General features: G+C 66.6%; 15 protein-coding genes. 8 read left to right on the top strand and 7 right to left on the bottom strand.

Annotation, left to right across the window (positions count from 1 at the left end; genetic code table 11):
* Nucleotides 1-2 precede the first annotated feature (2 nt).
* From nosZ to IC232_RS23635, 6 genes are read left to right on the top strand one after another with little or no spacing between them, the layout of a single operon-like run.
* Nucleotides 3-1,952, top strand: coding sequence for a TAT-dependent nitrous-oxide reductase (gene nosZ / locus IC232_RS23610; RefSeq protein ID WP_190847403.1), 1,950 nt, complete (start codon nt 3-5; stop codon nt 1,950-1,952).
* A gap of 4 nt (nt 1,953-1,956) precedes the next feature.
* Nucleotides 1,957-3,351, top strand: a complete 1,395-nt coding sequence (locus IC232_RS23615; protein WP_246812365.1) for a nitrous oxide reductase family maturation protein NosD — start codon at nt 1,957-1,959, stop codon at nt 3,349-3,351.
* Nucleotides 3,348-4,268, top strand: a complete 921-nt coding sequence (locus tag IC232_RS23620) for an ATP-binding cassette domain-containing protein (protein ID WP_190847404.1) — start codon at nt 3,348-3,350, stop codon at nt 4,266-4,268. Before IC232_RS23615 ends, IC232_RS23620 begins: the two co-directional genes overlap by 4 nt.
* Nucleotides 4,265-5,095, top strand: a complete 831-nt coding sequence (locus IC232_RS23625; RefSeq protein WP_190847405.1) for an ABC transporter permease subunit — start codon at nt 4,265-4,267, stop codon at nt 5,093-5,095. The genes IC232_RS23620 and IC232_RS23625 overlap by 4 nt, the downstream gene beginning before the upstream one ends.
* A complete protein-coding gene (locus IC232_RS23630; RefSeq protein WP_190847406.1) occupies nt 5,092-5,691 on the top strand; it encodes a nitrous oxide reductase accessory protein NosL in 600 nt (199 codons plus the stop codon). Before IC232_RS23625 ends, IC232_RS23630 begins: the two co-directional genes overlap by 4 nt.
* Before the next feature lie 10 nt (nt 5,692-5,701).
* A complete protein-coding gene (locus tag IC232_RS23635; protein ID WP_190847407.1) occupies nt 5,702-6,697 on the top strand; it encodes an FAD:protein FMN transferase in 996 nt (331 codons plus the stop codon).
* 78 nt (nt 6,698-6,775) lie between these two features.
* Here the strand turns inward: IC232_RS23635 and IC232_RS23640 are convergent, their stop codons facing one another.
* The 7 genes from IC232_RS23640 to IC232_RS23670 form a co-directional block, all read right to left on the bottom strand.
* Nucleotides 6,776-7,471, bottom strand: a complete 696-nt coding sequence (locus IC232_RS23640) for a Crp/Fnr family transcriptional regulator (RefSeq protein WP_190847408.1) — start codon at nt 7,469-7,471, stop codon at nt 6,776-6,778.
* Nucleotides 7,472-7,855, bottom strand: a complete 384-nt coding sequence (locus IC232_RS23645) for a hypothetical protein (protein ID WP_190847409.1) — start codon at nt 7,853-7,855, stop codon at nt 7,472-7,474.
* Between the two features lie 423 nt (nt 7,856-8,278).
* On the bottom strand, nt 8,279-8,518 hold the full coding sequence (locus IC232_RS23650; RefSeq protein ID WP_190847410.1) for a hypothetical protein: 240 nt from the start codon (nt 8,516-8,518) through the stop codon (nt 8,279-8,281).
* 81 nt (nt 8,519-8,599) lie between these two features.
* Nucleotides 8,600-9,892: an MFS transporter gene (locus tag IC232_RS23655; RefSeq protein WP_190847411.1), complete on the bottom strand. Its 1,293-nt coding sequence runs from the start codon at nt 9,890-9,892 to the stop codon at nt 8,600-8,602.
* Between the two features lie 56 nt (nt 9,893-9,948).
* On the bottom strand, nt 9,949-10,407 hold the full coding sequence (ccmE, locus tag IC232_RS23660) for a cytochrome c maturation protein CcmE (protein ID WP_190847412.1): 459 nt from the start codon (nt 10,405-10,407) through the stop codon (nt 9,949-9,951).
* Between the two features lie 332 nt (nt 10,408-10,739).
* Nucleotides 10,740-11,126 (bottom strand): hypothetical protein, encoded by a 387-nt coding sequence (locus IC232_RS23665; protein ID WP_190847413.1) that lies wholly within the window; start codon nt 11,124-11,126, stop codon nt 10,740-10,742.
* 129 nt (nt 11,127-11,255) lie between these two features.
* A complete protein-coding gene (locus tag IC232_RS23670) occupies nt 11,256-11,483 on the bottom strand; it encodes a hypothetical protein (RefSeq protein ID WP_190847414.1) in 228 nt (75 codons plus the stop codon).
* A gap of 188 nt (nt 11,484-11,671) precedes the next feature.
* Between IC232_RS23670 and IC232_RS23675 the strand changes: the two genes are divergently transcribed.
* On the top strand, nt 11,672-11,980 hold the full coding sequence (locus tag IC232_RS23675) for a bacterioferritin-associated ferredoxin (protein ID WP_190847415.1): 309 nt from the start codon (nt 11,672-11,674) through the stop codon (nt 11,978-11,980).
* 282 nt (nt 11,981-12,262) lie between these two features.
* Nucleotides 12,263-12,904, top strand: coding sequence for a helix-turn-helix domain-containing protein (locus tag IC232_RS23680; protein WP_190847416.1), 642 nt, complete (start codon nt 12,263-12,265; stop codon nt 12,902-12,904).
* Nucleotides 12,905-12,937 lie beyond the last annotated feature (33 nt).

Below are 12,937 nucleotides of genomic sequence, written 5' to 3' on the forward strand. Positions count from 1 at the left end.
ACGTGTCACAAGAGGAAAAGAAAAGCGGCTTCAGCAGACGCCAGTTGCTCGGGACGACCGCCGCCGCGGCGGCGGCAGGAGCCGCAGGGGTCGCCGGCGGCGTCTCCCTGGACAGCATGGGCATCATCACGCCCGCAGAGGCGCAGACCGCACCGGGTGCGTCCGCGGCGCGGCCCGCCGTGGCCAACAAATACGAGGTCAAGCCGGGCGAGCTCGACGAGTACTACGTGTTCTTCTCCAGCGGCCAGACCGGCGAGGTCCGCATCGTCGGCCTGCCCTCCATGCGCGAGCTAATGCGCGTCCCGGTGTTCAACCGCGACAGCGCCACCGGCTGGGGCCAGACCAACGAGAGCCGCAGGATCCTCACCGAGGGACTCACGCCCCAGACCGTCGAGTACCTGAAGGACAAGGGCGGGGTCTACACGGCCGGCGACCTGCATCATCCGCATCCCTCCTTCACCGAAGGCACCTACGACGGCCGCTACCTGTTCGTGAACGACAAGCTGAACACCCGTGTCGCGCGCATCCGCCTCGACGTGATGAAGTGCGACAAGATCATTCAGCTCCCGAACCAGCACACCGTGCACGGCCTGCGCGTGCAGAAGTACCCGCGCACGGGCTACGTGTTCTGCAACGGCGAGGACCGCGTGCCGATCCCGAACGACGGCACGGTGCTCGACGACCCGAAGAAGTACTCGTCGATCTACACCGCGGTGGACGGCGACACCATGAAGGTTGCCTGGCAGATCAGGGTCGACGGCAACCTCGACAACACCGATGCGGACTACCAGGGCAAGTACTCCTTCGCCACCTGCTACAACTCGGAGGAAGGCGTGACGCTCGCCGAGATGATGGCCAAGGAACAGGACTGGGTCGTCATCTTCAACCTCAAGCGCATCGAGGAGGCGGTGAATGCGGGCAAGGCCGAGATGATCGGCGGCGTGCCGGTCCTCGACGGCCGCAAGGGCTCGCCCTACACCCGCTACGTGCCGGTCGCAAACAGCCCGCACGGCATCAACACGGCGCCGGACGGCATCCACTTCGTGGTCAACGGCAAGCTCTCGCCCACGGTCTCGGTCTTCGACGTGCGCAAGCTCGACGATCTGTTCGCGGACAAGATCCAGCCGCGCGACGTCATCGTGGCGGAGCCGGAACTCGGCCTCGGGCCGTTGCACACCGCCTACGACGGCAAGGGCAACGCCTACACGACGCTGTTCCTCGACAGCCAGGTGTGCAAGTGGAACATCGACCTGGCCAAGCGGGCGTTCAAGGGCGACAAGGTCAATCCGGTCCTCCAGAAGCTCGACGTGCACTACCAGCCGGGCCACAACCACACCTCCATGGGCCAGACCAAGGACGCGGACGGCAAGTGGCTCATCTCGCTCAACAAGTTCTCGAAGGACCGCTACCTCAACGTCGGCCCTCTCAAGCCCGAGAACGACCAGCTCATCGACATCTCCGGCGACCGGATGGTGCTCGTGCACGACAGCCCGAGCTTCGCCGAGCCGCACGACGCCACCATCGTGCACCGTTCGAAGATCAACCCGATCAATGCGTGGAAGCGCGACGACCCGTTCTTCGCCGACGCGGTGCGGCAGGCCAAGGCCGACGGGGTGACCTTGGAGGCCGACTCGAAGGTGGTGCGTGACGGCAACAAGGTGCGGGTCTACATGACCTCGTCCGCGCCGGCCTTCGGCCTGGATAGCTTCCAGGTCAAGCAGGGCGACGAGGTGACGGTGTTCGTGACCAACATCGACGAGGTCGAGGACCTGACCCACGGCTTCGCCATCGTCAACTACGGCATCAGCATGGAGGTGGCGCCACAGGCCACCGCATCGGTCACGTTCAAGGCCGACCGGCCCGGCGTGTACTGGTACTTCTGCTCCTGGTTCTGCCATGCGATGCACATGGAGATGAAGGGCCGCATGTTTGTCGAGCCGCAGGCGACCTGACGACATGATGGGACCTCGTACACTGGTACGTCTGGGACTGGCGGCGGCATTCGCCGCCGGTCTCTCCCTGCCCGCCCGGGCGGAGCGGATCGCCATCGGATCTTCCGACAATCCGCAGGAGATCGTCGACTTGGCGGCGGACGGCGACGTTGTCGTCCTGCGTCGTGGCGAGCACCGCGGTCCACTTCGGATCAGCCGTCGGCTGACCGTCGAGGGTGAGATGGGTGCCGTCCTGGTCGGACCCGGCCAAGGAAGCGTCGTCACCGTCAGCGCACCCGGAGCCGTAGTGCGCGGCCTGACGATCCGCGGCTCCGGCACGAACCTGGAGAAGATGGATGCCGGGGTCTTCGTCGAGAAAACCGCCAAGGGAGCATTGGTCGAGGAGAACAGGATCGAAGGCAACCTCTACGGCATCTACCTCCATGGTGCCGAGGACTCCGTTGCGCGGGGCAACGAGATCATCGGAATCCAGGAAGGGCGCGTGAACGAGGCCGGCAACGGCATCTCGGTCTGGAACGCTCCCGGAGCCAAGGTGCTCGACAACGACGTCCGCTTCGGGCGCGACGGCATCTATGTGATCACCAGCAAGCGCAACGTGTTCAGTGGCAACCGCTTCCGCGACCTGCGCTTCGCCATCCACTACATGTACACCAACGACAGCGAAATCACGGACAACGTCTCCGTCGACAACGCGGTCGGCTTCGCGCTCATGTTCTCGAGCCGCCTGAGGATCACCGGCAACGTCTCGGACGGGGACCGCGATCACGGCTTCCTGTTCAACTACGCCAATGCCTCGCAGATTGCCGGCAACATGGTGCTGGGCCGCCTCCAGGCCGCAGAACGCTGGACCAGCGCCGGCACGCGCTCCAAGGACGACAAGGAGCATGCCGTGCCCTCTTCGGACGAAGTCGCAGCCACCGAGGTTTCGGGTGCCCGTCCCGGTCCGACGAAATGCGTGTTCATCTACAACGCCAACCAGAACCGCTTCCGCGACAACTGGTTCGAGGGCTGCGAGATCGGCATCCATTTCACCGCCGGGTCCGAGCGCAACGAGATGGTCGGCAACGCCTTCATCCGGAACCGCAACCAGGTGAAGTACGTCAGCACGCGCTACCTCGACTGGTCCAAGGACGGCCGCGGCAATTTTTGGAGCGACAATCCGGCCTTCGACCTCAACGGCGACGGGCTGGGCGACAGCGCCTACCGCCCGAACGACCTCGTCGACAAGGTGCTCTGGACCGCACCGCAGGCCAAGGTGCTGATGAACAGCCCGGCCGTGCAGGTGATCCGCTGGGCGCAGGCCCAGTTCCCGGCCCTGCTGCCCGGCGGCGTCGTCGACAGCCGTCCGCTGATGGCGCCGCCCGCACGCCCGAAGATCGCCGAAGGAGCAAGACCATGACCGGAACGGTCGAGATCAGGAATGTCGTGAAGCGCTTCGGCAAGGTCGAGGCGGTGCGCGACGTCTCCTTCAGCCTGCCGGAAGGCGAGACGGTGGCGCTCGTCGGCCACAACGGTGCCGGAAAGACCACCCTGATGAAACTCATGCTGGGATTGATCCGGCCGACGGGCGGCAGCATCGCCGTGCTGGGCGACGATCCGGCGGCGGGACAGTTCGAGGCGCGACGCAGGCTCGGCTACTTGCCGGAGAATGTCTCGTTCAACGCGGCCCTGACCGGACACGAGACGCTGGCGTTCTACGCGCGCCTCAAGCGGGAGTCGGCCAGGGCCTGCCGGCCGCTTCTCGAACGGGTTGGCCTCACCCATGCCGCCAACCGGCGTGTCGGCACCTATTCCAAGGGCATGCGCCAGAGGCTCGGTCTCGCCCAGGCGCTGCTCGGTGAGCCCCGGCTGCTTCTGCTCGACGAGCCGACCACCGGCCTCGATCCTGCCCTGCGCCAGAGCTTCTACGAGATCGTGGAGGAGCTGCGCGGACGCGGTGCGACGGTCCTGCTGTCGTCGCACGCCCTGACCGAACTCGAGGAGCGCGCCGGGCGCGTCGTCATCATGAACCGCGGCAGCAAGGTCGCGGACGGCACGCTCGACGAACTCCGTCGCATCGCCCGGCTGCCGACCCGCATCCGCCTCAAGGTCACCGACGCCGGACTCGCCAACGTGCCGAACTGGCTCGGTCCCGTGGAGGGATGGCGGCGGGTCAACGGCCGCATGGTCGAGATCGATGCCTCGCCGGAGAGGAAGATCGAGGTGCTGCGGCGCGCGACCGACGAAGGCGCGCCCGTCGAGGACATCGACGTGGTGCCTCCGACGCTCGACGAGCTTTATGCCCACTTCCTTCTGTCGCAGGAGACCGCGCGATGAGAAACATCCTGATCGTCGCGCGCAAGGAGATCCAGGAGGGCTTGCGCAACCGCTGGGTTCTGGCCACGACCCTGCTGCTCGCCGGCCTCGCCCTTTCGCTCACCTTCCTCGGCAGCGCCCCCACCGGCACCGTCGGCGTGCGTGCGCTCGACGTGGTGATCGTGAGTCTGTCCAGCCTCACGATCTTCCTGCTGCCGCTGATCGCCCTGCTGATCTCGCATGATGCCATCGTGGGCGAGATGGAGCGCGGCACCATGCTCCTGTTGTTGAGCTACCCGGTCGGGCGCTGGCAGGTGCTGCTCGGCAAGTTCATCGGCCACCTGTCCATCCTGGCCTTCGCGACCCTGCTGGGCTACGGCGCGGCCGCGGGCGCGCTGGCGGCGACGGGTGCGGAGATCGACGCGCAGAGCTGGACCGCCTTCGCCACGATGATCGGCTCCTCGATCCTGCTTGGCGCCGCGTTCATCGCGGTCGGGTATCTGGTCAGTGCCTTGGTGCGGGAACGCGGCACCGCTGGCGGGATCGCCATCGGCATCTGGCTCGTGTTCGTGCTGATCTACGACATGGCGCTGCTCGGGATGCTTGTCGTCGACCAGGGACGGACCTTGTCCGGCGGGATCCTCAACGCCCTGCTCCTGCTCAATCCCGCCGACGCCTACCGCCTGTTCAACCTGACGGGATCGGCAGGTGTGAGCGCCTTCTCCGGCATGGCGGGGATTGCCCAGACCGCGACGCTCAGCCCGACGGTCCTGCTGGCAGCCCTCGCAGCATGGACCCTGGTCCCGCTCGCCCTGGCGGCTATCGCATTCTCAAGGAGAGAGTTATGAGAAAGATCATCCTCCTCGCATCGCTCGCCGCTGCTCTCGGGATCTCGGGATGCAACGACCGGCCGACTGCGGCAGCCCCGCCGTCGCCGCAGGAAATGACGGCCTCGGCCGTCGGCCGCTACTGCGGCATGAACGTGATGGAGCATCCCGGCCCGAAGGGGCAGATCATCCTGGCGGGCCAGAAGGAGGCGATCTGGTTCTCGTCCGCCCGGGATGCGATCTCCTTCACAATGTTGCCGGAGGAGCCGAAGGACATCCGCGCGATCTACGTCTCCGACATGGCCAGGGCGCCGGAGTGGGACAAGCCCGGGGCAACGAACTGGGTCGATGCCAGGCAGGCCTCGTTCGTGATCGGGAGCCGGATGAAGGGCGGCATGGGCGGCGACGAGGCCGTGCCTTTCTCCGGCAAGGCCGCGGCCGAGAAGTTCGCGTCCGAGAACGGCGGACGCGTCGTGGCATTCGCAGACGTGCCCAAGGACTACGTCCTCGGATCCACGGCCGAGATGACCGGTGCCGTCGAGGAGGAGCACGACGCAGGCGGACCACATGACGGCCTTGCCGCGCCCTCCGCGGCAAGGGACGGTCACGCCCACTAGGGAAACAGCCATGTCCCCTCTTCTCTCGCGCAGGCGCTTCATCGGGATCTCTGCCGCAGCGGCGGGTCTTGGCCTCCTTCCGTTCGGACGTGCCGCCAAGGCCGACGCCCACCTGGTGACCTGGCGAGGCCAGGCGATGGGCGCGGTGGCGACGCTGCAAGTGCATCATCACGACCGGAGCGCCGCCGAGCGCCTGGTCGAGCGCTCGCTCGCCGAGGTCCGTCGCCTCGAGGCGGTGTTCAGCCTGTACCGGGAGGACTCCGCGCTCACGGCACTGAACCGACGCGGCATCCTGGTCGCGCCACCTGCGGATCTGGTCGCTCTCCTCGCCGAGTGCCGCCGCTGGTGGGAGCTGACCGATGGTGCCTTCGACCCGACGGTGCAGGCGCTGTGGACGCTCTACAGGGACCATTTCTCCGAACCCGGTGCGGATCCGCGCGGTCCGTCGGGAGCCTCGCTCCGCGATGCCCTGGGGCGGGTCGGCTTCGGTCGGCTGGTGTTCGATGCAAACCGGATCGCCCTTCCGCGACGTGGCATGGGGCTGACCCTGAACGGCATTGCCCAGGGCTACGTCACCGACCGAGTCGTGGACATCCTGCGCGCCGGCGGGATCGGGAGCAGCCTCGTCGACATGGGCGAGCCGCGGGCCATGGGCTCCGATCCCTCGGGTGGGCCCTGGCGTGTCGGGATTGCCGATCCGGAGCATCCGGAGCAGGTCGAGGACACGCTGGAGGTGATTGATCGCGCGGTCGCGACCTCCGGATCGTATGGGTTCCACTTCGACCGGGACGGCCGCTTCAACCACCTGCTCGACCCGCGGACCGGTGCGTCGGCCCACCTGCACCGGAGCGTGACCGTCATCAAGGAGACGGCGGCGGCAGCCGACGCCCTTTCGACAGCGTTCAGCCTCCTGCCGGAGGATGGGATCGCGAACGTCCTGCGCAAGGTCGGTGGCGAGGTCCGGCTGGTCAGGGCAGACGGAAAAAGACGGATCCTGAGGGGCTAGACCGGACACGCTCCGCCCGGGGCGAACTCCGACAGGGCCCCCCAATCCGTCCATACCGTCGTTCCCCGACTTCGCCGTTCACTCGTGCTCCGCCGGTGGTTCCCGGTACAGGACTCGGGCCACGGCCTCGATGTCGGCGATGACCAGACGACGCCTGTATCGCCTGATCCGGCGCTGCGTCTCCCAGGCGCGAAGGGTTCGGCTCACCATGTGCAGGGTGCTCCCGATCAGGTCGGCGAGATCCTGGCGACTGACAGGGAACGGAATCTCGACCCCTTCCGCAGTCCGCCGCCCGAAGGTTTCCACGAGCCTGAGGATCGCGCGGGCGAGGCGCTGCTCGACTGGCTCGGTCGAGAGATCCCGCAACCTGCTCTCCATCTCGCGCAAGCGCGTCTCAAGATCCCGGATGACGTTGAGCGCCAGTTGTGGGTACCGATCCACGAACGATTTGATGGTTGCCGACGACCATTGGAGTTCCACGCACTCGGTCACGGCAATGGCATTCGTGGGGTAGAACCGGTCCAGCAGGGCGGGACTGCCGAATACCTCCCCGGGCCTGACGTACTTGATGATGATACGCGGCCCGCTCGGCGTGACCTGAACCAGCCGGACGACACCCGAGACGATGACGTGCACGGCCCGCGCCGGCTGCCCCGCGGTGAAGAGCACGCCTTCGGCCGGGACGGTTCGGCGCTCCGCCTGCCGCAGCATCTGGGCCGTGGCCTCCTCGCCGAGACCGTTGAGCAGGCCTTCCAAAAGGGCGTCGTCGGACATTCAAACCTCCGCATCCCGAGGCGTCGCGCTTCCCGCGGCGGCTAGACTCCTGGCCCTGGCCATGTCCCCGGCGCCGCGTGCCGCCGCGGAACCGATGTCCGCGAAGAGGAGCGCTATCTCGTCGAAGACGCCCAGGTCCGCCTCGTCGGTCGTGACCGTATCGAGTTCGCCGACCAGTTCGAGCAGCGCTGCGATGCGTTCGGCCTGGTGCCGCGCGTCGAGGATCAGGGCACGGAGTTGCCGCCGTGTCTCGAGGGCCTCGAAGCGCTCCAGGGCGGCATCGACCTTTCCGCGGCACCTGCAATCGAGATCGAGCGTGCCCAGGACTGCACGGACGCGCGTCAGGAGATGGGACGCTCTTGGTCTGGATGCGGGGTCTTCCATTCGGGATTCCTCGTTGTACCGTCGGAACAGGAAGCCACACGAGGATCCGCGCTTCGTTGCAGCAGCGCAAGGATCCTCCTGCCGTCCCTAAAACGGCCGGGGGAGCGTCCGTTTTCGGTGAAGGCGATTGCCCCTCACCTTATTAGGGCCGCCATGGCAAAGCTGGATGTCGCCATGCCCACCAGGAACCAAGGCCACCATGTCGGAAGGGGCTTGTCACTTCTGTCGATCATGATCGCACCTCATCGCATCATCGTCCGAAGTTTGCCCGATGGCGGCGGACGTGACCTTGATCTGGGGCAAGGAGTCCGGAAAAGGTGAGCCAGGCCGGCGCGGATGAAGGTGGCGGGCCAAGCCGCCCGTGCAACGAGGATGCCTCGACTGCCTTGTCGTGATGTCCCGACGACGAGGAGCGCGGAAACGCTATTCCGAAGGCGTGGGAGCAGTGGCGATCACGCCTCCCGCTCGCCCGGGAGCCTTCAGCCCGCCCCGAAGGAACTGCCGCGCCCTCGTGAAGCCAACGGTGAGGGGAAGAACGAACATCGCTCCGACCAGCACCAGACCTGCGGCGAACGCCATCAGCGCCATTCCACCCAGCAGCGCTCCAACGGCAAGGCCTTGAATGACGGGGCGCGACAAGGGATGGGCGAACGAACTGATCATTGGCAGGCTCCTCGATGGAAACGTGCTTCCGTCGCACCACCGACAGCCCACTTCCTTGCTGCACGACAAACAGGAATGCATCTATGCCCTGCGCTGAACCAACTGCGGCCCGGGCCTGAAGGCAGGCCCGCGGCGTGGATTATGCCTGCGCCGGAGGGACCCATCTGCGGCCAGGAGGGGCACAACCGCCGTAAGGGCCAGCATGAGCAGGACCACGGCCACGAGGAACGGGGCGCCCGAGCAGATCCAGGAACCAGGCTGCGACACGCCGACGGCAAGACTGGCGGTGAACAGCACCGGACCGACAAGCCCGCTCACCCCCCGCAGGCTGTTGAGTGCCCCCTGCAACCGTCCCTGCTCGGAAGCCGCGATCCGCTGGGTCATCAGGCTCTGCGCGGCCGGGCCGAACAGTCCCCATAGCGCCGCCACGGGGATGGCCAGCCAGATCCAGGCCCCGCTCGGGGCAAGGCCGAAGAGCAGACATCCGATGGCGCCGCAGGCGAGGTCCGCCACCATCGTCGGCCGCTCGCCCAGGCGCGGCACGATTCGGCGCACGAGGCCGCCCTGCACCACGGCCGACGCGACGCCAACAGTTGCCAGCGCGAGGCCGATGGTGACCTGGTCCCATCCGTAGCGGTGACCAGCATACAACACGAACACGGCCGGGAAGACCTCATGGGCCAGGTTGGAGAGGAACAGGACCGCCGCGACCCTGGACACCTCCGCGTTCGACCTCAGCAGCCGCAGGGCGGCCACGGGGTTCGCCTTGCGCCAGGAGAACCGCGTCCACCGGTCCTTCGGCAGGGACTCCGGCAGGACGAGGATGCCGTACAGCGCGTTGGCCAAGCAAAGCCCCGCCGCAACCCAGAACGGGAGACGCAGGTCGACGGCTCCAAGCACGCCGCCAAGGGCCGGCCCGACGATGAAGCCGAAGGCGAAGGCCGCCCCAATCGCCCCGAACCCGGCCGCGCGGCGGTCCGCGTCCGTGACGTCGGCCACATAGGCGAAAGCGGTAGTGAAGCTCGAGGACGCGAGGCCACCGACGGCACGGCCGGCAAGGAGCCAGCCTAGTCCGGGAGCGACGGCCATCAGCAGGTAATCCAGTCCGAGCGCCAGGTTCGACAGCAGGATGACCGGGCGGCGCCCGCAGGCGTCCGACAGCGCGCCGAGGATCGGTGCGCCAAGAAACTGCATGACGGCCCAGGTCAGGCCGAACAGCCCGTACACCTGCGCCGCGCTGACGGTCTCACCCCCGAGGAACTCCTGCACCAGGCGCGGGAGGACAGGGATGATGATGCCGAAGGCCAGAAGGTCGACGGCAACGCTGATCACCAGGAATGACAGGGCCGCGCGACGGGGACGATGGGCTTGCATGGCTATGGTCTCAACATTGGAATTGCGGGCGGGTGAACGGCTCGCCGGGAAGCACGCTAGGGCGTTCCGGTCGCAGTCAGGCCTTCACCCTGCCAGTGGCCCTGGCTCTTCAGGGCGTCCGCGACCTCGCGGGGCATGTAGTTCTCGTCATGCTTGGCGAGCACCGTGTCCGCCTTGAACACGCCGGCCGGGTCGAGCACGCCTTCGGCCACAACGCCCTGTCCCTCGCGGAACAGGTCGGGCAAGAGCCCGCGGTACCGCACGCTGACGGTCCCGTTCACATCCTCGATCCTGAAGGCTAATTCCTGGTCGGCACCCCGTCGGAGCGACGCCTGTTGAACCAGGCCGCCCAGACGGAACCGGGTGCCGGGCGCGACGTGCCTGGCCTGGACATCGCTCGGCGTATGGAAGAACACGATGGTGTCGCGCATGGCGAAGGACACGAGGCCGAGCGCCGTGGCAATCGTGGCCAGTCCGGTGCCGATCAGGGTCAGGCGCCGTTGCTTGCGGGTCATGCTCCTTGTCTCCTGGCTTGCCGTCATGCCCTCCTGTAGCATCGCCGCGGTTTCCTGGATTTGACCGAGCGCAAGCCACCGGTGTCTCCGCCCCTGCCTAGGGGCCCGTGGGCCAAGACACTCCGCCGCATGAAGACACCTGTCTAGCCGATCGCAGATGTCCGGCGAGCGAGGTGCCTGCCTCCCCGCACCGGTTCGAAACCATCGGACGTCGCACAGCGGAGATGGCGTCTTGGACAGGGGCCGAAGGCCCTCCTCGGGGCGCGGCGAGGGTGACGCCTCTTTACCCGAGCCGGAGGAGGCTTCCGCAGGGCGGGGAGCGATGGATTGCGTCAGCGGACGGCGCGCCGCCTCTCCGCCTCCAACGCGCTGATCGTCCCGGCATTCGGGCAATAGCGCTGCACCGCGTGTGCCCACCCACGGTCGAGGTCGCTCCGGCAGCGCCTGGCGGCCAGGCAGCCGGAGCATGTGACGCTCATGTCGCGCATCACGGCCGGACGGGTGAGTTCCAGCCATGCGGGAACGAGGCCTCCGGCGTGGAGAAGCCGTGGCAGTTCCTCCCCGGCCCTGGCGCCGCGCGCCGTCAGGTGGATCAAACGGTCCGGACAAAGTCCGACGTCCCGGCCAAGCGCGGCAAGCTCGTCCGCACCCAGGGAGGTCAGTTCCTGTGTCGCCCGTCGGCTCGACAGCCAGTTCGTGATCGTTGCGCGCAAATCCATGGGACGCCTCCATGCCATCCGGCAGATGTTGCCACGGGTTTCCTCCGCGATATTGCTCCGGCGCAAACTTAAGGCAGATGTTGCCGAATGTCCGCCGATCCGCCGGACGTGGACCGCACCCTGTGGCACCTACCACGTCGTGGCTTGTGCGCCGCGCGCCATGCAGCCGGCCGGAAGCTCATCCGGATCCGGGCCACGACGGCAGTAGCCGGCCTCGGCGCATCCGGAGCACCCGAGCGTCAGGCCAGGCGTCGAAACGTCCACATCGCCCGTCCCAGGCCGCTCCGGCCCGCGGGCGTGGGCTCCCTCGTCACCGTACCCGTTCACTGGCCGCCCACCCGCACCTTCAAGACACATGAAAGCCTCCCCGTCGTCTCCCAGCGATTGCAGGGTTCGCGGCACAGAGCCTTGATCTGCCGCAATCAGCTCCGGCACCGAGCCTCCACGGCTCCTCCGGTATATTCCGTAGTTGGCTCGACACGCGGCATCGGTCCAAGTTGCCGGGAAGAACAGGCTTTTCAAGCAATTCCGAACTGGATGTTCCCGTGATCGTTTGCTCTTGCAATGTCTTCTCGGACGGGGAGGTGCGCTCCTGCCTCAACCCTGGCCCGGACTGCCCTCGCACCCCTGCCCAGGTCTACCGCTGCCTCGGCTGCGGCCCGCAATGCGGGCGCTGCGCCACCACGATCCGCACCATCATGGATCAGAACCATGCGCAAGGGCACGCTTGCTCGGCAGAATGCGAAACGGCCTGCCCGCTGACCCGGCAGGCCAACTCCAACGAGCTCCCGCAACCCGAGAGCCTGAAGCCCGGGAGATGGCGGCCCCGCCCTGCCCTCATCGGACGGCGATGATCGGCTCTGGCCAATGGCACGAAGCGCCCGATCCATCATGGGAGAGGCGCATGGGCACTTTCCGTCGCCGCCCCGGAAGGGAAGCGGTCCATTCGCCCGGCAGGAACGCGCTGCCGTTCCATCGCTGATGGGTTCGCCTGATCCACCGGCTTCCTCAAGAGCTGTCCGGGAGCATCCGGATCACCTACGCAAAACCCCTTAGGTATCAGACCTGAATTTCAGCTCTGCCATTCCAGCGGTACCCATGAACCAACGTCACTTCAAGAAGACAACGAGGGTTCGATGCAGACTGCGCTCATCACCAAAGCCACCTCATCGGCCCTTCCTCTTTTTGCCCTGGAAGCGCCGCAAGTCCGTAGGACCGTCGATGCGGCAGTCCCGGCGGTCGGTTCCGTTCGCTCCTGTGCCAAGGACCAGGAGATCTTCGCGGAAGGTGACCGGGCGGCCTTCGTCTACAAGGTTCTCTCAGGCGTCGTCCGCACCTCCAAGCTCCTGAGCGATGGACGCCGCCAGATCGACGCCTTTCATCTCGCCGGTGACATCTTCGGCATCGAGGCCGGAGACGAATATCGCTTCTGCGCGGAGGCCGTTGTGGATTGCGTCGTCATCGCCTATCGCCGCAACAACCTTGGCACCACGGGGAATGACGCTCAACTGGCCCAGGAACTGACCATGGGCATGATGCGCTCCCTGATCAGGGCCCAGAACCACATGCTGCTGCTGGGGCGCAAGTCCGCGCTTGAAAAGATCGCGACCTTCCTCTTGGATCTGGCTGGAAGGACGGCTGACGGCGATGCGGTGGACCTGCCCATGTCGCGTACCGACATCGCGGATCATCTCGGATTGACCATCGAGACCGTCTCCCGGTCCTTTACCCACCTAGAGCATCGGACGGTTAAACGGACGCATATCCGGCTGCCCTGAGGAAGTTCCAACATTCTCGCGGCTCAAACAAAT

Source organism: Microvirga sp., from assembly GCF_014699075.1.
In the GTDB taxonomy this organism is placed as follows: Bacteria; Pseudomonadota; Alphaproteobacteria; order Rhizobiales; family Beijerinckiaceae; genus Microvirga.

Bases quoted from the DNA above. Each gene is read 5' to 3' on its own strand.
- IC232_RS23615 (WP_246812365.1), top strand. From the start codon at position 1,957: ATGATGGGACCTCGTACACTGGTACGTCTGGGACTGGCGGCGGCATTC.
- IC232_RS23620 (WP_190847404.1), top strand. From the start codon at position 3,348: ATGACCGGAACGGTCGAGATCAGGAATGTCGTGAAGCGCTTCGGCAAG.
- IC232_RS23625 (WP_190847405.1), top strand. From the start codon at position 4,265: ATGAGAAACATCCTGATCGTCGCGCGCAAGGAGATCCAGGAGGGCTTG.
- IC232_RS23630 (WP_190847406.1), top strand. From the start codon at position 5,092: ATGAGAAAGATCATCCTCCTCGCATCGCTCGCCGCTGCTCTCGGGATC.
- IC232_RS23635 (WP_190847407.1), top strand. From the start codon at position 5,702: ATGTCCCCTCTTCTCTCGCGCAGGCGCTTCATCGGGATCTCTGCCGCA.
- IC232_RS23640 (WP_190847408.1), bottom strand. From the start codon at position 7,471: ATGTCCGACGACGCCCTTTTGGAAGGCCTGCTCAACGGTCTCGGCGAG.
- IC232_RS23645 (WP_190847409.1), bottom strand. From the start codon at position 7,855: ATGGAAGACCCCGCATCCAGACCAAGAGCGTCCCATCTCCTGACGCGC.
- IC232_RS23650 (WP_190847410.1), bottom strand. From the start codon at position 8,518: ATGATCAGTTCGTTCGCCCATCCCTTGTCGCGCCCCGTCATTCAAGGC.
- IC232_RS23655 (WP_190847411.1), bottom strand. From the start codon at position 9,892: ATGCAAGCCCATCGTCCCCGTCGCGCGGCCCTGTCATTCCTGGTGATC.
- ccmE (WP_190847412.1), bottom strand. From the start codon at position 10,407: ATGACCCGCAAGCAACGGCGCCTGACCCTGATCGGCACCGGACTGGCC.
- IC232_RS23665 (WP_190847413.1), bottom strand. From the start codon at position 11,126: ATGGATTTGCGCGCAACGATCACGAACTGGCTGTCGAGCCGACGGGCG.
- IC232_RS23670 (WP_190847414.1), bottom strand. From the start codon at position 11,483: ATGTGTCTTGAAGGTGCGGGTGGGCGGCCAGTGAACGGGTACGGTGAC.
- IC232_RS23680 (WP_190847416.1), top strand. From the start codon at position 12,263: ATGCAGACTGCGCTCATCACCAAAGCCACCTCATCGGCCCTTCCTCTT.